Raw genomic sequence first — 18,671 nt, 5'->3', positions numbered from 1 at the left:
TACTAACATACTAAGCGTTTGCCGCTTCCTGCAGGGCCCTCAGCTCATCTTCATCAAACCCTGCAGCCCTCCTGCCTTCCAGGTTAAAAGGTCCCCGCACTGGCGGGGCTTTGTATTTGCGGGTCATCTCGGCATATGTCGAAATGATATCCAGCCCCTGCTCTGCGCAAAGCTTCTTGTACCAAAAATTACCGATGGCGACATGGCCGATTTCATCATGCAAGATAATCGCCAGAATATCGGTGGCAGCCTGGTCACCTGCCTGTGCCAATTTAGCCATGACGGCAGGCGTGGCATCCAGGCCGCGCGCTTCCAGCGTGCGGGGCACAAGCGCAAGGCGAGCCAATAGATCGCCCTTGGTTTTCTCTGCCATTTCCCACATGCTGTTATGCGCGGGGAAGTCTCCATAAGCAAAACCCTGGGTATGCAAATGTCCGACCAGCAATTGGAAGTGATAAGCCTCTTCCTTAACCACTTTCAGCCAGTCCAGGTAAAACTGCTCAGGCATGCCGGCAAAGCGCCAGATGATGTCTGCTGCCAGATTGACTGCATTCAACTCTATGTGCGCCAGTGCATGAATCAGCACCGCCCTGCCCTCTACCGTAGTCATGGCGCGACGGCCTACTTTACCCGGCGGCACCAGCTCAGGCTTGCTCAATCGCCCGGGTATGCCTTCCGGCTCTGTAAAAACTACATCAACATCCAGCAAGGAATCCTTGAGAATTGCATGGATAGCCTCACATTTACGATGAGGATCTGGTTCCAGTACTGCAGCCAATGCGCATGCTCTTAACTCATTAATAACTTTATCTTTCATATACGTGTGAAGCCAGGCAAGCAAGCCCGCTGGGGTTTACAATACTACTTTAGCTAAAAAAGCGTCATTTTACGGAATAACCATGCCCATTTACCAATTCGGTGACCTAGTACCTGAAATTGATGCATCCGCCTATATTGCCGACAGTGCCAACATCATAGGCAAAGTCAAAATAGAAGCCAATGCCAGCATCTGGTTTGATGTCACCATACGCGGCGATAATGAATTGATTACCATTAGCGAAAACAGCAATGTACAGGAAGGCAGTATTTTACATACTGATCCTGGCTATCCCATGGTGATAGGCAAAAATGTGACTGTCGGCCATCAGGCCATGCTGCATGGCTGTACCGTAGGTGATGGCTCATTGATAGGCATACAGGCGGTAGTACTGAATGGCGCAAAGATAGGCAAGAACTGCCTGGTTGGTGCTGGCGCACTGGTCACGGAAGGCAAGGAATTCCCGGACAACTCCCTCATCATAGGTTCACCCGCCAAAGTGGTCAGGACACTGGGCGAAGCAGATATTGCCGGCCTGCAGCGCAATGCCGACACCTACGTAAAACGTGGGCAAGCCTTTAAAACACAACTCAAACGCATAGACTGATTTAGCGATAACAATGACTGATACTCTACAAAAATTCATGTTCGAACATGCTGGTGTACGCGGCGAAATGGTTGAACTGACCCACACCTGGCAACAAACCCTGGCACGCAAGACTTATCCGGCTGCAGTACAAACCATACTGGGCGAGTTGTTGGCCGCATCTGCCCTGCTATCAGCCAATTTGAAGTTTGATGGCACCATGATCATGCAAATCCATGGCGATGGCCCGGTCAAGCTGCTGGTGGTGGAATGTGATGCTGAGTTGAAAATGCGTGCCACTGCCAAACTCAGTGAGCATGCCGATATTGCGGAAGATGCCAGTCTGACGGACCTGATCCATTCGCATGGTAAAGGTCGTTTTGTGATTACGCTCGACCCGAACAATAAATTGCCAGGCCAGCAGGCTTACCAGGGCATAGTGCCATTGGATGGCGACAGTATCGCAACTGTCATAGAAAACTATATGCAGCGTTCAGAACAGCTCGACACCAAGCTGTGGCTGGCGGCAGACGACCAGGTCGCACGTGGCATGCTGCTGCAAAAATTGCCAAAAACCGGTGGCGCTGAAGCCCAAGTAGAAGATGAAATTGAAGCCTGGAACCATGCCGTCATGCTCGGCGATACCCTGAAACGCCCAGAATTGCTGAGTACAGGCATAGATATACTCATGCACCGCCTGTTCTGGGAAGAAACCATACGCGTATTCGACCCTTTGCATCCGCAATTCCAGTGCAATTGCACGCGTGAAAAAGTCGGTGACATGCTCAAAATGCTGGGTGAAGAAGAAATACAGTCAGCCATCGCTGACCTTGGCACACTGGATATCAATTGTGATTTTTGCGGCAAGCATTATGGTTTCGACAAGGTGGATTGCGCGCAGTTGTTCGTTGCCAGCACACTGACCGAAGGCACGCTGGCAGCTCCTGAAATCAAGCATTAATGCCTACCAGTCTGGTGACTTTGCGTCGCCAGACCATTTCCCTATGAAATTCGTCTTGAACTCATCACTCTGCAAGACGATTTGATCACATAAGCCCATTCAAATTTTTATTTTCTGCCATTGTTGAAAACTCATTTTTCAGGAGATTTTCATGATTCAGCAATGGTATAAAGTAAATCAAGCAAGTCCAGCCAAGCTGCACCGGGGTATGGATATCGTGCGTATCGGTGTCGCATTGATTATTTTGATGCACCCTTTGCATGGCTACACTCACCTGGCGAATATCCCGCTCTTTGGCGAGTTCCTGACCGAGCTTGGCTATCCCTTTGGCACTGCCCTGGCATGGCTGGTCTTGCTATTGCAAACTGCCTGCAGCCTGGCGTTGCTGGCCAATCGCTTTGTCGTGCCTGCGTGCATAGGCCATATCATCGTGATTTGCTTTGGATTGATCCATGTTCACTCCCACTATGGCTGGTATGTTGTCGGTGCAGGTACCGGCGGCATGGAATGGGGCTTTATTTTGCTGAGCAGCCTGCTTGGTGTAATGTGGGCATATTGGCCACAGCGAGATAAAAAAGACAAATAAATCCGACAAGGAAAATATTTTCAAAAAACCTTTGACCCTGACATTAGGTGAGGCTTTATAGTCTCCCTCATTGAAGGAGATCAGGTATGTTATTGAAAATCGGTGAACTGGCCAGCCGCACTGGCCTGACCATACGCACACTGCATCATTACGACAAAATTGGCTTGCTCAAACCATCTGCGCGCTCAGAGGCAGGGTATCGCCTCTACGACAGGTCAGACATCAAACGCCTGCATCACATACAAGCCCTGCGCCGTCTGGATTTATCGCTGGCAGAAGTGGGTGATGTCATCAACGGCGCTGGCAATGATTTGCACTTCGTCATAGACGAACAGATTTCTGGTCTGGATCAGCAAATAGCACAAAGCATGGAATTGCGTGACAGGCTGCAAGAATTGTCAGGCTTATTGAAAGCCAATGACGAACCCAATCTTGAATACTGGCTGTCGACGCTGGAAATGATGAGTCTGATCGGCAAATATTTCAGCCGTGATGAGATTCTGGATATGCGCGAACTGGAATCACAAGCGCAAAGCAAGATAGAGACGCATATGGCCCCATACGTCAAGGCTGCCAGGCTTTTGCTGGACCAGAAAATATCACCACTTGACACACAAGCCAAACAACTGGCCAAAGAATGGGTACTGGCCATGAGTCAAATCATGCCTGATCCCAGATTGCTCAGCAAATTCACGTTGATGCACCGGAAAGAGCCATCTCTACAGTCTTTAAGCGGTGTCGATGATGAGATGATGGATTTCATCACCCGTGCATCCGTAGAAGTCAGATATGACATTTACAGAAAATACCTGAGCGAAGAAGAACTGAAGTATTTTCGCGCCTCATTTTTCAGAAATGCAGAATCATGGACGCGCATCTTTTCTGAAGTGAAGCAAAAAATGGCTCTAAACCTGCCACCTGACCATCCCGATGTGCAAGCCTCTTTAATCAAATGGCGCGAGCTGTTCATGGATGCATGGGGCAATCATTTGCCCACCATGCTCAAAGTCAGGAGCATCCATGAAAAAGAACCAGAGCTAAGCATAGGCGGAGGTTTGACACTCACCATCATTGCCTACGCCCGTCAGGGAATGGCAATCCTGGAGAAAAACTCTCTTGAAAAGCCGCAAGAAAAAGTAAGGAAAACAACATGAACAATATAGATACAAATAAAACTGGTGATACGCCCAAAGGCATATTCAAGGACAGTAATTTCCTGTGGATGATAGGCGGTGGCGCCATCTCCATGCTGGGTGACCAATTCACTTTGATTGCCCTGCCCTGGCTGGTGCTGAAGATGACTGGTGACACCCTGATACTCGGCATCGTGCTGGCACTGATCAGCGTGCCGCGCGCATTATTGATATTACTGGGTGGAGCAGTGGTCGATCGTTATTCACCCAAGACAGTGATGATGCAAACCAAGTACATCAATACGCTGTTGCTGGGCATATTGAGCGCCCTGATTTTTTACGGCAAGCTGGAATTATGGATGGTGTATGTCCTGGCATTAGGACTGGGAATATCGACCGCATTCAGCATACCTTCAGGTACGTCGATGTTGCCACGTGTAGTCGCACCAGCCCAGTTGCAATCTGCGAATGGCACCATGCTGGGCATGCGACAGTTGACCATGTTCATCGGCCCTGTGCTGGCGGGCTTATTGATTGCCTTGTTTGGCACACATGAGCAAGGCATGATCAAAGATGCTCAAGGATTGGCAGCGGCTTTCTTTTTTGATTGCTTCACTTACGCTTTTTCTGCCTGGACACTGAGCAAGGTCAGGATGAATGATGGCAAGTCTGCACTGCCTGGCTCAGGTCCTGAAGGGCAAAAACCAGCACTGCTGCAGTCCCTGACAGAAGGCTTGCGTTATTGCTGGAATGAGAAGCAACTGCGTAGCTGCTTTATCTATTGGTCCGCAATCGCTTTCTTCATCATGGGGCCAATACAGATTGCCTTGCCGGTGATGGCAAATCAACTCAGTAATAGCGCCAGTGCGCTTGGTTTGCTGGCAGGTTCGCACGGTGCAGGCACTTTATTGGGGATGGCATTGGCAGGTATGAAACCTAATCTGCGCTTTGGCAATCTGGGACGCACCATCTTGCTGGTCGATTTTATTGTGGGCATCTTGTTTATCCCCATGGGCCTGATCAGCGCCAGTTGGCAAGGTGCGGGCATACTGTTAAGTGTGGGCATATTGGGCGGATTTTTGCATGTGGCAGTATTTACCTGGGTGCAAAAACAGGTACCGCCAAATATGATAGGCCGCGCCATGAGTATGTTCATGTTTATCTTCATGGGCATAGGGCCGGTCTCGGCAGCATTCACCGGTTGGCTGCTGCGCGGCATCACTATTCCGCAATTATTCATGGGCAGTGGCAGCCTGTTGATACTGATCGTCATCATGGCAACACAGGTCAGCCCTATCGCCACGGTGACAGACAAGAGGCTTACTGCATAAGTCTTCGAACATAAGTCTTCGAACAAATGACTCAGGCCGACAATATCTGTGACACCAGGCCCGAGTCATTTCTGCTCCGCCCCAACATCACGGATTTTCAGAATTGGTCCTGGCCTCAAGCTCCATCCACGTAGCACATCACAAACAGCATGTAACCGTGTACCGTAGCGCATACTATGTTGCACCTGCCTCCGCACGACCGGTAAAATCCCATTCAAATTCCGCTTGCCTGTGAGCAGACATCCGTAGCTGTCCATACTTTCTGAAAAACAACAATTTCATTGTTAAATCGGGTTAATTTGAACAACAATTAACTTTTATTTGACTTATGTTTGCCTGCTTTCACCCTATCATACAAAATCTGATACCGGTTGTATCTCTTCAGGTGCTGCCAGAACAAGGAGACCAGCATGAAAAGAACTTGCTACGCTTTGGTTCTGGGATTGCTTGTCAGCGTTCCACTTCAGGCAATAGCCGTAGAAAGAAGCACCGAAGCTGAAGCTCTTGCCCTGATACAAAAAGCCCAGGAATACATCAAGACGTATGGCGCAGAGAAAGCCGTTATCGAATTCAACCGGCTGGAAAGCCCCTTCAACTCTGTCAGTGAAATTAATAAAAAAGGTGACCTTTACCTTTACACCCTGGATCAGAAGGGATATCAGTCTGTACATGGCAAAAACCCCAAGATTGTTGGCAAAGTCATGCTCGACATGCGTGATCAGGATGGTGTTTTCCTGATAAGGGAAATGGTGGAGAAATGTTTCTCCAAAGGGAAAGGATGGGTGAACTACCGCTGGCCCAACCCGGTCACCAAGGACCTGGAAAAGAAAAGAGGTTATGTTGAAAGAGTTCCCGGACAGGATTTTTGCCTGGGGACAGGGGTATACTATTGAGGCATGTGACACCAACATTCTGTCTGATATAGCTGCGTCTATGAGGCAAACAAAGAATACTTATACAAAGACAAGGACCAGACATGGCGGCACCAGCTGAACGACCCAGGCTTGCTGGTGTCATTTTCCTGCTGCTTGCAGCTCTGGCAATTGCTGCCATTATCTTACAAACTTGGTGGGCTATCTCGCAAGACCGTAGCGTCACGTTCAAATCTGAATATGAAAATGGCATGGTGACCGTTCGCTTGCTGGAAGAGCATGCAACCCAGACACTGCTCGAGGCAGATGGCAACCTGAGCACAGTCATCAGTGCCATACGATCCATGAGCCGCGAGCGTGAACTCAATGACGACATCATCCGCGAATTGATTGCCAGGGCACAGCCCTTCAACAAGGTATTAAAAGCACTGCAGTACGTCAATCCATCGGGCAAAGCTTTTGTCAGTACCATAGACTATCCAGCCTATCAGGTCGATGCAGATGAGAGAACTTACATTCCTCTCTTGCTGAAACATCCTGAAATCCGGCATGCCGTTATTGGCCATCCCTTCCAGCGCTTTTACGATACCGAACTCGTTGTCCCCATCGCCCGCAACCTGTTTGCAGACAATGGCAAGCATCTTGGCATTATCAGTACTGACATCAGTGTTTCCTATTTCAGCGCTGTGTATGCCAGGGTTGCCAAAGACAGCAAGGCCATGGTTTCTTTATTCACTGAGGATGGCACAGTCATCGTCAGATTTCCGTTTGACAAAGAATATGTAGGTAAACAAGTCCCGCAATCACCGCTGATCAAGGATATGCTCAGGCAGGCGGTTGAAGGCAGTTTTATGGATAGCCAGTTTCTTGATAAAAAAAACCAGCGAGAGCGCCTTTACACTTATCGCAAAATCGCTGGCTTCCCTATCGTTTCTGTGTTTGCGCGTGACAGTGATTCCGTCCTGGCTGCCTGGCGCGACCGCACTCGTGACCGCATCGTGTTTTCAGGGGCGACCATATTATTACTGAGCACGCTGACATTTTTACTATGGCTGCACATACGCCGCCTGCACCGCTCCGAAGATTCCCTGAAAAAATCAGAGATGTCGCTACGCATGAGCGAAAATAAATTCGTCAATTTATTCAAGTATTCCCCGGTCCCGCTGGCCTTGATCAGCCTCAGCAATGACAGGTTTGTAGAAATCAACGATAGCCTGGCCAGGCAGGCTGGCTACAGCCCCAGTGAAATCCTCGGGAAGACGCCGCAAGAATTGCAACTGTGGGAAGATATTTCCTTACGATCTACCTACCTGAAATTACTCAATGAACAGGGCTTTGTCGATCAGTTTGAAATGCGCTTTCGCTACAAGGATGGCAGCATAGCGACTTGCCTGCTATCTTCACGCTTGCTGGAGTCAGATGGCGACAGAATGGTCATTTTTACGCCTATCGATATCAGCCGTATCCGCGGCATCGAAAACGAAATGCGCCAATTGAATTCCGAACTGGAAGAACGCGTGGGGCAACGCACCTACAGCCTGGAAAAAACCAATGAAGAGCTGTGTGTGGCACTCGACAGCTTGACAGCCATGCAGGACGAGTTAATACGTTCAGAAAAAATGGCAGCCCTTGGCTCACTGGTCGCGGGCATCGCTCATGAACTCAATACCCCCATAGGTAATAGCGTCACCGTTGCCTCCACCATGCATGATCATGCAAGCAGCATGGAGAACGAATTATCAAGCAGCCAGCCACGCCGTTCCATCCTGGCGCAATTGGCCCAGGAAACCATCAAAGGCGCAAATATACTGGTGCGTAACCTGGATAGAGCAGCCCAGCTCATTGTCAGTTTTAAACAGGTTGCGGTGGATCAATCAGGCAATCAAAGACGGCGCTTTAACCTGAGTACCACTCTGAATGAAATCCTGACCACTCTGGAACCCATGTATAGCAGGAGCAAACATCACTTGCATATTGAACTAGCACCTGAGGTCATGATGGAAAGTTATCCGGGGGCGCTGGCGCAAATTCTCACCAACTCTGTCAATAATTCGCTGACGCACGCCTTTGAGCATCAAGAGCATGGGAATATGTATCTGAAGACCAGGCTTTATGGAACGAATCAGGTAGAGATTATCTTCAGTGATGACGGTAGCGGTATTTCGCCAGAGCATCTGGCTCGCGTATTTGACCCCTTCTTTACGACAAAACTGGGGAAAGGCGGATCAGGTCTGGGTATGCATATCGTCTACAACCTGGTAACTGATGTACTGGGCGGTAAAATTGAACTCAATAGTGAGCCAGATCATGGAACAACGTTAAGCTTGCTATTGCCACTGGTTGCGCCCGTTAAACAAACTGACAGATTTGCGGCATAGAAAACGCTGATCCATGAATCTACAATTCATTGGCAATAGTATAGATAGACTGGGAAAATTAAAACAAGAAGTTGGCGAGCCTGATCTGCGGCACTTGCGGTAAGTGACTGTGGCTGCTTCGTTCCCGACCTGACCAGATTGGCCACGCCGCAATGCGCAGGGGCCCGCCAAACAGCATTATATCGCATCAGACACGAACTTGCAGCACTTTGGCCATAATAAGCCTGACAAGACGCCGGGCTCGCTCCAGGCAAATCAGTTCAATCCGCAATTTCTTGCTTCCATCCTGGCCTACGCCCGTTTCATCGCATCTTTCCATTTGCGCATTCCATTTACATAAGATATATCTGCAAGCGCTCGCCGCGCAAGAAGCAGTTCAATCACAAAAGGGACAAAAGCATGGAACTTCGCATACAGCAGCTCTCAAAACAGTATAGCAATGGCGTACAAGCACTTAATGATATCAACCTGACCATACCTGCCGGCATGTTTGGCTTACTGGGGCCAAACGGTGCAGGCAAATCTACCCTGATGCGCACGCTGGCGACTTTACAGGATGCTGATTCAGGCACTGCGCTGCTCGACAATATCAATATCCATGAACAAAAGGACCAGATACGTCGTTTGCTTGGCTATCTGCCACAAGACTTTGGTCTTTACCCCAAGGTCAGCGCTTATGACTTGCTGGATCACTTCGCTGTCTTGAAGGGTCTGGATAATCGCAAGCAACGCAAAGAAGTGGTTGATGCCTTGCTGCATCAAACCAATCTCTACAATGTCAGAAACAAGCATCTGGGTGGTTTTTCTGGCGGCATGCGTCAGCGTTTTGGCATTGCTCAGGCGCTGCTTGGTGATCCTAAACTGATCATCGTTGATGAACCCACAGCAGGCCTGGACCCTGAAGAACGGGTACGCTTCCACAACTTGCTGGCTGACATAGGCGCTGAAAAAATCGTCATCCTGTCCACCCACATCGTGGAAGACGTGGCTGACCTGTGCAATAACATGGCTGTCATCAATAAAGGCCAGGTAATACTGACCGGTCAACCACTTTCTTTGATCGCGCAGATACAGGGCAAAATCTGGAAACGGTTTATAGAGAAAACTGAGCTTGCTGCCTGCCAGCAAAAGTATCAACTCATATCCAGTCGCCTGACCTCGGGTCGTACACTCATCCACGTGTATGCAGATACGCAGCCAGATGACAACTTTGAAACCACTCAAGGTAATCTGGAAGATGTGTATTTCGCTGCGATGGCAGGCTTGCTGGCTGGCCCTGCTGCCTTGCCAGTTCAACGCGCAGCCTGAGGAGTCGTCATGTTAGCGATACTCATGTTTGAGCTGCGTCAAAAGGCACGCAGCCTGTCCATTTATGTCTATTTTCTGGTTTTCTTTTCCCTTGCTTTGCTATGGATGGCGGCTGCCGGTGGTTTATTTGCTGGCGCATCTATCGGTTTTGGCGGCAAGGTTTATATCAATGCACCTGTAGCAATTTTCCAAAGCTTCACCTTCCTTGGCTATCTCGGCATCGGCACGGTTGCGGCATTGATGGGACAAGCAACGCATCAGGATATAGAACACCACACCTGGCATTTTTTCTATAGCGCGCCCATCAGTAAATTTCAATACCTCGCCGGGCGTTTTCTGGGGGCTCTGCTGACCAGTATCATCATCTTTTCTAGTCTTGGTCTGGGTGCATGGCTGGGCTGTTATTTGCCGGGCATAGAAGCAGTCAGGTTGGGCGCAGTACAGCCCTTGTCATATGTCATGCCCTATCTGTACGCGATATTGCCGAATTTTATAATTTTTGGCGGCATCTTCTTCACTCTTGGCGCACTGACACGCCGCATGATGCCGGTATATGTATCCAGCGTGCTCTTGATTATCGGTTATCTGGTTGCCCGTTCATTGCGGGCTGATCTGGACAACAAGACTATCGCTGCCCTGCTTGATCCCTTTGGCTCTTCTGCCATCAGCTTGACGACTGAATACTGGAGCATAGTCGACAAGAATACCCGCCAGATTGCCCTGGATGGCGTTTTCCTCATCAACCGCCTGATATGGCTAAGCCTTGGTGTTGCCAGTCTGGGGTTGTGCTACTGGCGCTTCAATTTTGCAACTGTCAACACTGCAGGCAAGCAAAAAAAAGAAACGCTTGCGACGTTCCCCAACACAATACAACTGCAAAAAGTCACTCCCAATTTCTCGAATAACAGAATTTTGAAATTACTGTATGCCGAAAGCATGCTGAATTTGCGCGAGTCAGTAAAAAACGTGTATTTCATCGTCATGCTACTGGCAGGTGTTTTGTTCATGTTTGCGATTTCCAGCTCCATCACGAAGATGTTTGGCACGCCCACTTACCCTGTGACCTATGCGGTGCTGGAGATTCTCAGTGGCAGCTTTAGTATCTTCATGCTTGCCATTACCACCTTTTACGCCGGTGAACTGGTATGGCGTGAACGGGATGCCCGCATTGCGCAATTGCTTGATGCACTGCCCATTCCCAACTACCTGCCATTCACTGCAAAGCTGATCGCGCTGATTGCCTTGCAAGGCATCATGCTCTTCGTATTGATGTTGTGCGGCATCCTGCTACAGACGATCAAAGGCTATACCAATTATGAGATAGCCCAGTATGTACAGCAGCTGTTTTTGATGCAATGGCCAGAATATGCCTTGTTAGCCGTGCTCGCGATTTCCTTGCAAGTCATCGTCAATCACAAGTATCTGGCTTATTTTTTAATCGTGCTGTATTACGCTGCCACGATAGCCTTGCCTGCCATGGGTATTGAACATCCCATGTTCCGCTATGCAGTGACACCATCCATCACTTACTCTGACATGAATGGCTATGGTCACATGCTGGCTGCCTCCCGCTGGTACTTGAGTTACTGGACCGGTGCTGCCCTGATCCTGGTCAGTCTGTCCTTGATGATGTGGGTGCGTGGCACCACCACAGATTTTCGTCTGCGCTTGCGCCTCGCAAAACAGGCTTTCACAGGGGGTAATTCGATTTTACTGGCGGCTGGCACCAGTATCTTCTTGCTGACCGGCGCTGCAATTTTTTACTTTACAAATATTCTTAATCCCTACCAGAACCAGTTTGCACAACAAGCTGACAATGCCCGCTATGAAAAACTTTATAAACAATATGCCAGCCAGACACAACCACGTATCAGCGATGTCAAACTGAATGTAGACATCTATCCTGAAACACGTAGTACGCATATCAAAGGAAGCTATCAGCTGATCAATCACAGCAACCAGGCGATACAAGAGATTTTTATTACGCAAAAAGAAGATGTAGATATCATCAAAATGGAATTGGATTTTGCCAATGAAAAAAATATAGCTGATAGCAAGCTGGGATTTCATAGCTACAAACTAAAAAAACCTCTGGCAGCAGGTGAGAAATTGAATCTCAATTTTGAACTTGATATCAAACCCAAAAACTTTCTGGGCATGAGCCAGGGTAGCCCTCTTTACTACAATGGCAGCTTCTTCAATAGCATGCTGGTGCCACATATAGGCTATCAGCCAGCAATGGAACTCAGGGAAGATAAAACCCGGCGTGAGCATGGCTTGCCTGAAAAAGAAAGAATGGCGGAAAGGGATGATCCCAAGGCATTGGAAAACAACTACATTGCCAATGATGCCGACTGGATCAATTTTGACGCAGTCGTATCAACCTCTGCAGATCAAATGGCAGTGGCCCCAGGCACTTTAAAACGCCAGTGGCAAGAGCATGGCCGCAACTATTATCACTACGCACCAGAACAGCCTATCTTGAATTTTTATGCCTTCCTGTCAGGTCGCTATGAAGTGAAGCAAGCGCAGTGGCAAAACATTCCCATAGAAATCGATTACCACAAAGGACATGAATACAATGTAGACCGCATGGTGAAAGGCGTACAAAAGTCACTGGATTACTACACTAAAAACTTTGGTCCTTATCAGCATAAACTGGTCCGTATCATTGAGTTTCCACGCTATGCCAGATTTGCCCAGGCTTTCCCCAACACCATACCTTTTTCAGAAAGCATAGGTTTCATTGCCCGTGTCGATGACCATAATCCCAAGGAAGTTGATTACCCATTCTATGTGACAGCACATGAAGTCGCCCATCAATGGTGGGCACATCAGGTCATCTCTGGCAATAGCAAAGGTGGCACCGTGCTGGTAGAGACGCTGGCGCAGTACTCTGCCCTGATGGTCATGAAGCATACCTATGGTGATGCAACCATGCGCCGCTTCTTGCAATTTGAACTGGACAGGTATTTGCAAGGCCGCAGCCAGGAAAGGAAGAAAGAACTGCCACTGGCGCAAAATGAAAATCAAGACTATATCCACTATGCCAAAGGTAGCCTGGCCATGTACTTGCTGCAAGACCAGATAGGTGAAGATAAAGTCAATCAGGCCCTGCGTGAAGTCATTGCACGCCACGCCAACAAGGGAGCGCCTTACCCTAGCAGCACGGCATTGACCAGGGCATTGCGCGAAGTCACGCCGGCTGAACTGCAATATGTGATTGATGATCTTTTTGAATCCATCACCCTGTATGAAAATCGCGCCATTTCAGCAAGCGCCAAAGCCTTGCCGGATGGACAGTACGAGGTAACACTCAAGGTCACCAGCAATAAACTCAAAGCCGATGAACTGGGTGCAGAAAAAGAAGTCCCCCTGAAAGACTTGATGGATATAGGCATAGACGACAAAGATGGCAAACCCTTGCTACGTCAGCGCCAGCTCATCAACAAAAAAGAAATGGAGTTCAAACTCATTGTCAAAGGCTTGCCTGCCAAAGCAGGTATAGATCCGGATATCAAATATATTGATCGCAAACCGGATGATAATTTGATCAAGGTGGAATTGAGTAGTCAGTAATTTGTCCTCATAGGCACAGCAAGGACACAGGAAGGCGAACCAAGGTTCGCCTTTCTCGCACATACGTGCTTTTTAGCATTCAAAGCTGCTGTATGCATACCAGTACGCTTTACTGCACTTCAATTATTTATTTGGCAATACCAGATGCAGGATATGGTAAATATATTTCCAGATTGGCTTTTCATTTGTGAACTTTCAGACCAGAATATGGCCTCAAGTACAGAGGCAATATGACAATACTAAAAAGTATGTATATCAAATAAACAACAAGCCCTTGCTTCTGTATTTGTTGCACATCCATTAATCCAAAAAATCCAAACTGGACCACTAACCATGCATAAACATCTTGTTCGCAACTTGTTCGCTGTTGCATTGACCCTGCCAAGCTTTGCCTTTGCTGCTCACCCCAGCGAGACGGAAGCAGACCGCTGGAATTTAAATGACATGTATCAGACCAAGGCTGATTGGGACAAAGATGCGATGACGCTGGAGGTGCAGTTAAAACAGTTTCAAACCTGTAGCGGTCACCTGGGTGACAATATCGCGCGCTTCAAGACTTGCCTGGATTTAAATGCCGACTTGTCGAAGCGTTATGCCAAACTGGCCAGTTATGCCTTCCAGTTCCGCGATCAGGATACTGGCGACAATGCTGGCATGGACCTGGGTCAGCGCTCAGACATTCTGGGGAGCAAAGTGGAAGAAGCAACGTCTTTCCTCAGGCCAGAAATTTTGAGTATAGGCGTCAAAAAAATACAGGCTTTTCAGGCCAAAGAAAAGGGCTTGAAAATCTACGCCCATCAACTCGATGATATCTTGCGCTCTGGCCAGCATACCCTGGATAAAAAAGGTGAAGAAATTGTTGCCACCTTTGGCATGGCAACCAATACGGCCAGCGCAGTGTATTCCACCTTGTCAAATGCTGACATGCCCTGGCCCAAGGTTAAATTATCAACAGGTGAAGAAGTACGCATAGACCAGTCCGCCTATACCAAATACCGCGCAGCACCCAACCGCGCTGACCGTCAATTGGTATTTGATGCATTCTGGGGCAAATGGAAAGAGTTTGAGCGCAGCTATGGCGTCACGTTCTACGAGCAGTTAAAACGCGATTCGGCTTATGCCAAGATACGTAACTATCCCGATTCACTGACGCAGGCACTGGATAACAACAAGTTGCCACGTGAAGTTTACGACACTCTGGTAACGCAAACCCGTGCCAATCTCCCTACCCTGCACCGCTACTTCAAATTGCGCGCCAAGCTCCTAGGCGTCAAAGACCTGCGTTATTTCGATATCTATCCACCACTGGTGTCTGGCGATTTCAAATATCCTATCAAGGATGGCATCAAACTGATGCTGGAGTCAGTCAAGCCGCTTGGCGATGACTACACCAAGGCAATGGCAAAAGCCACAACTGAACGCTGGATGGACGTGTACCCACGTCCACGCAAACGTTCAGGCGCTTACATGAATGGCGCAGCCTATGACGTGCACCCATACTTGCTGTTGAATTACAACGACGACTATGAGTCTGTCTCTACCCTGGGACATGAATGGGGTCATGCCATGCATTCCTACCTGGCAAATAAGCATCAACCATTCATCAGCGCTGACTACCCTACCTTCACGGCAGAAATTGCTTCGACCACAAATGAAGTCTTCCTGCTCGACCATATGCTGAAGATCGCCAAGAGCGATGACGAGCGTTTGCTGTATCTGGGCTCGGCACTGGAAAACCTGCGAGGCACATTCTTCCGCCAGGCCATGTTTGCCGACTTTGAGCGTGAAGTTCATGCCAAGGTGGATAAAGGTGAATCGCTGACTGGTGAAGCACTGTCGAAAATCTATGGCGACATCTTGAAAAGCTATCACGGCGACAAAGAAGGCGTCATGAAGATAGATGATACTTATGCCGTAGAATGGGCGTATATTCCTCATTTCTACAATCGCTTTTATGTATTCCAGTACGCCACGTCCATCGCTGCCGGATCCATGTTTGCAGATGAGATTTTGAAGGGCCAAACTGGTGCCAAAGATAAATACCTGAATATCCTGAAAGCTGGCGGTTCTGCTTACCCTTATGAACTGGTCAAGAGCGCAGGTGTTGATCTGGCCTCACCTGCGCCTTATCAGGCAGTGTTTGTGCGCATGAATAAAATCATGGATCAAATTGAAGCAATACAGGCGAAACGTTAAAATGCCAAGTAGTTCAAACAGAAATTAATAAAATTCCTGAACATGAAAAAACCCTGCCTCTTCCTGTAACAGGGAGAGGCAATTTATTTTCAAAGTAATGGAAAAACTATGCAAAAGAAATTCTTATTTCTAAGTCTGGCAATTCCTGCCCTGTCCATGGCGGCAGAAGGCATGTGGACCATGGACAATTTGCCGACCGCCAGACTGCAAACAGAATACGGCTTCAAGCCCACTGCAGAGTGGATCAAGAACACCATGTTAAGCTCAGTCAAGCTACCTGGCTGTTCTGGTTCTTTCGTCTCCAAAGATGGCCTGGTCATGACCAATCATCATTGCGCATCTGGCTGTATAGAACAGTTATCGACAGCCAAACAAAATTATGTAGAAAATGGCTTCCTGGCGAAGAAACGTGAAGAAGAACAAGTTTGTCCAGCGCTGGAATTAAACCGCCTGGAAGATATCAGCGATGTGACAGACGACATCAAGAAGGCCACTGCAGGTCTTGAAGGTGCAGATTTCAAACAGGCACAAAATGCCATCTATGCCAAACTGACGTCCGCCTGCGTAGGGGACGACAAAGAAAAAACGCGTTGCGATGTCGTCGATCTTTATCATGGTGGTCGCTACCATCTGTATAAATACCATCGCTATGCCGATACCCGCCTGGTATGGGCACCAGAAAAATCCATCGCTTTTTTTGGTGGCGACCCGGACAATTTCAATTTCCCGCGCTATGACCTCGACATCACCATGTTGCGCGTGTACGAGAACGGCAAACCGGCTGAAATCAAAAACTTCTTCCCTTTCAGCAAGACCGGGCCACAAGAAGGTGAAATGACTTTCATCACTGGCCACCCTGGCTCCACCCAGCGTCAATTGACCATCGCCCAATTGAACAGCTTGCGTGATATTGGCCTTATCGACAACTTGCAACATTTGGCAGAATTGCGTGGTGTGCTCACGCAATACCGCAAGACCAGCGCAGAAGCAGCGCGCACGGCAGATCATCTGTTATTCAATACAGAAAATAGCTATAAGGCTGGCATCGGCAGACTGAAGACCCTGCTGGACCCGGAATTCATCGTCCGCAAGCAAGCAGAAGAAACCGCCTTGCGCCAGTTTGTTGATACCAGGCCAGAACTCAAGGCAAAAGTCAGTGGCGCCTGGGATGCGATTGCCAAAGCGCAGGAAAACTATCGCCAGTTGCACAGAATCTCCAGCATGACAGAAGGTGCAGCGGCCTTCTCAAGCGATTATTTCCGCATCGCCCGCAATCTGGTTCGTGCGGCAGATGAAAAAATAAAAAACAATGCTGATCGCTTGCCAGAATTTACCGATACGCGCCTGCCTGGCGTGCAGCAAATGGTGTTTTCAAAAGCCCCCATTTATCCGGAATTCGAAAAAGTCAAACTGACACACTCCTTGACCAAGATGCGTGAAGACCTTGGAACCAATCACGCATTCGTCAAGCAGGTATTAGGCAAACTCTCACCCGATCAACTGACAGAAAAACTGGTCAGCAAAACCCGTCTGGCAGATATTGAATACCGCAAAACCTTATGGAATGGTGGCAAGGAGGCCATTGCGCAGTCAGATGACCCATTCATCAAACTGGCCTTGGCAGTCGACGCTGAATCTCGTAGCGTACGCAAGCGTATGGAGCAGGAAGTGCAGACAGTCGTGCAAAAAAATTCAGAATTGATTGCACAAGCCCGTTTTGTCCAGACCGGCACCAGTGCGTACCCTGACGCCACTGGCACCCTGCGCCTGTCTTATGGCGAGGTCAAAGGCTGGCAGTCTGGAGAAAACACCGTCAAGCCCTTTACCAATTTTGCAGGGGCGTTTGAGCATGAAACAGGTGCCTATCCATTTGCCTTGCCTGCATCCTGGCATGCAGCCAAAAGCAAACTGAACCTGCAACAACCCTACAATTTCGTGACCAATAATGACATCATAGGCGGCAATTCAGGCAGCCCTCTCATCAACAAAAATGGTGAAATTGTCGGCCTGGTCTTTGATGGCAACATCCATTCTCTAGGTGGTGCCTTCTGGTTTGATGAACGCAGTAATCGTAGTGTCGCCGTACACAGTGGCGGCATACTGGAAGCCATGGATAAAATTTACCATGCGCAGGAATTGCTGAAGGAATTGAGCGGCAAGTAATATCCGCTGCATCAAGAAACAAGATAGCCACGCTGGCACCTGCCTGCGTGGCTTTTTTACCATTAATCTCATCACAGGCCAGCACTTTTGATCCTGATCAACAGCTCCCTCCCTTTGCCAAAGTAAAGTAAGGAAAAGAATAGCAAGGAGGCTCTTCATGTCAGTCAGAAATATTTACCCTGCTTCGCTGCGCATCATTCAGGATGAGCATGAGCACCTGTCTTCTGTCATACAAGGCATGCGCTATTTTGTCCGGCAAATAGAGAGCGGTGGCAATGCGCCTGATTTAAAGGTTTTCCGTGCGATGCTGTACTACATCATGGAATATCCCGAAAAAGTCCACCATCCCAAGGAAGATCAATACCTTTTTGCCAAAATCAAGGAAAGAACACATCAACTCGACAGCGAGCTCGAGACTTTAAGCGAACAACACAGCAAGGGTGAGCTGATGGCGCACAAACTGTCTCATGCATTGCTGGATTATGAGTTTGGTGGAAAACCTGCTTTCGCACAGTTTCGTGATCTGGTAGAGCAGTATGCTCTTTTTTACTTTACCCACATGCGGGCAGAAGAAGAGCGCATCATGCCTGTAGCCAGGCAAGTATTGAATGATGAGGACTGGAAAGAAGTGGATGCGGCATTTCTGGAAAACCGCAAAATGCTGGATGATGCTGGCAATCGTTATAAATACGAGCAACTGTTCTCACTTATCGTCAATATCGCTCCTGCGCCTATCGGTGTTGGAGATCCTATTTAAACTG

13 protein-coding genes and 1 other RNA gene are annotated in these 18,671 nt (G+C 48.5%); 12 read left to right on the top strand and 2 right to left on the bottom strand.

What is annotated here, in order from left to right; translation table 11 throughout:
• Window positions 1-10 precede the first annotated feature (10 nt).
• Window positions 11-817: a ferritin-like domain-containing protein gene (locus ACO0LD_RS21765; protein WP_423010270.1), complete on the bottom strand. Its 807-nt coding sequence runs from the start codon at window positions 815-817 to the stop codon at window positions 11-13.
• Between the two features lie 82 nt (window positions 818-899).
• Between ACO0LD_RS21765 and ACO0LD_RS21760 the strand changes: the two genes are divergently transcribed.
• From ACO0LD_RS21760 to ACO0LD_RS21730, 7 genes are all read left to right on the top strand, one after another.
• Window positions 900-1,424: a gamma carbonic anhydrase family protein gene (locus ACO0LD_RS21760; protein ID WP_422951031.1), complete on the top strand. Its 525-nt coding sequence runs from the start codon at window positions 900-902 to the stop codon at window positions 1,422-1,424.
• A gap of 13 nt (window positions 1,425-1,437) precedes the next feature.
• Entirely contained in the window at window positions 1,438-2,364 is a 927-nt protein-coding gene (hslO, locus tag ACO0LD_RS21755; RefSeq protein ID WP_423010269.1) for an Hsp33 family molecular chaperone HslO, read from the top strand.
• Between the two features lie 151 nt (window positions 2,365-2,515).
• A complete protein-coding gene (locus ACO0LD_RS21750; RefSeq protein ID WP_423010268.1) occupies window positions 2,516-2,950 on the top strand; it encodes a DoxX family protein in 435 nt (144 codons plus the stop codon).
• 86 nt (window positions 2,951-3,036) lie between these two features.
• Complete coding sequence (locus ACO0LD_RS21745; RefSeq protein ID WP_423010267.1) at window positions 3,037-4,104, top strand: MerR family transcriptional regulator; 1,068 nt, start codon at window positions 3,037-3,039, stop codon at window positions 4,102-4,104.
• The gene (locus tag ACO0LD_RS21740; RefSeq protein WP_423010266.1) at window positions 4,101-5,414 is read left to right on the top strand and encodes an MFS transporter; all 1,314 of its coding nucleotides are present in this window, start codon (window positions 4,101-4,103) and stop codon (window positions 5,412-5,414) included. Before ACO0LD_RS21745 ends, ACO0LD_RS21740 begins: the two co-directional genes overlap by 4 nt.
• 410 nt (window positions 5,415-5,824) lie before the next feature.
• Entirely contained in the window at window positions 5,825-6,307 is a 483-nt protein-coding gene (locus ACO0LD_RS21735; RefSeq protein WP_423010265.1) for a cache domain-containing protein, read from the top strand.
• 83 nt (window positions 6,308-6,390) lie between these two features.
• Window positions 6,391-8,664 carry an ATP-binding protein gene (locus tag ACO0LD_RS21730; RefSeq protein ID WP_423010264.1) on the top strand — a complete coding sequence of 758 codons (2,274 nt, stop codon included), beginning with the start codon at window positions 6,391-6,393 and terminating at the stop codon, window positions 8,662-8,664.
• Between the two features lie 70 nt (window positions 8,665-8,734).
• Here ACO0LD_RS21730 and ffs read toward each other — a convergent pair.
• Window positions 8,735-8,833, bottom strand: an RNA gene (gene ffs, locus ACO0LD_RS21725) — signal recognition particle sRNA small type.
• Between the two features lie 230 nt (window positions 8,834-9,063).
• Here ffs and ACO0LD_RS21720 point away from each other — a divergent pair.
• From ACO0LD_RS21720 to ACO0LD_RS21700, 5 genes are all read left to right on the top strand, one after another.
• Entirely contained in the window at window positions 9,064-9,972 is a 909-nt protein-coding gene (locus tag ACO0LD_RS21720) for an ABC transporter ATP-binding protein (RefSeq protein WP_423010263.1), read from the top strand.
• Between the two features lie 9 nt (window positions 9,973-9,981).
• On the top strand, window positions 9,982-13,551 hold the full coding sequence (locus ACO0LD_RS21715) for an ABC transporter permease/M1 family aminopeptidase (protein WP_423010262.1): 3,570 nt from the start codon (window positions 9,982-9,984) through the stop codon (window positions 13,549-13,551).
• A gap of 333 nt (window positions 13,552-13,884) precedes the next feature.
• A complete protein-coding gene (gene pepF, locus ACO0LD_RS21710) occupies window positions 13,885-15,747 on the top strand; it encodes an oligoendopeptidase F (protein WP_423010261.1) in 1,863 nt (620 codons plus the stop codon).
• A gap of 108 nt (window positions 15,748-15,855) precedes the next feature.
• Window positions 15,856-17,910, top strand: coding sequence for a S46 family peptidase (locus ACO0LD_RS21705; RefSeq protein ID WP_423010260.1), 2,055 nt, complete (start codon window positions 15,856-15,858; stop codon window positions 17,908-17,910).
• A gap of 157 nt (window positions 17,911-18,067) precedes the next feature.
• Window positions 18,068-18,667, top strand: coding sequence for a hemerythrin domain-containing protein (locus ACO0LD_RS21700; RefSeq protein WP_423010259.1), 600 nt, complete (start codon window positions 18,068-18,070; stop codon window positions 18,665-18,667).
• The last annotated feature ends 4 nt before the right edge of the window (window positions 18,668-18,671 follow it).

It is taken from the genome of Undibacterium sp. Ji83W, assembly GCF_049340385.1.
Lineage (GTDB): Bacteria > Pseudomonadota > Gammaproteobacteria > Burkholderiales > Burkholderiaceae_D > Undibacterium.
This window is presented reverse-complemented; position numbering and strand designations above follow the sequence as displayed.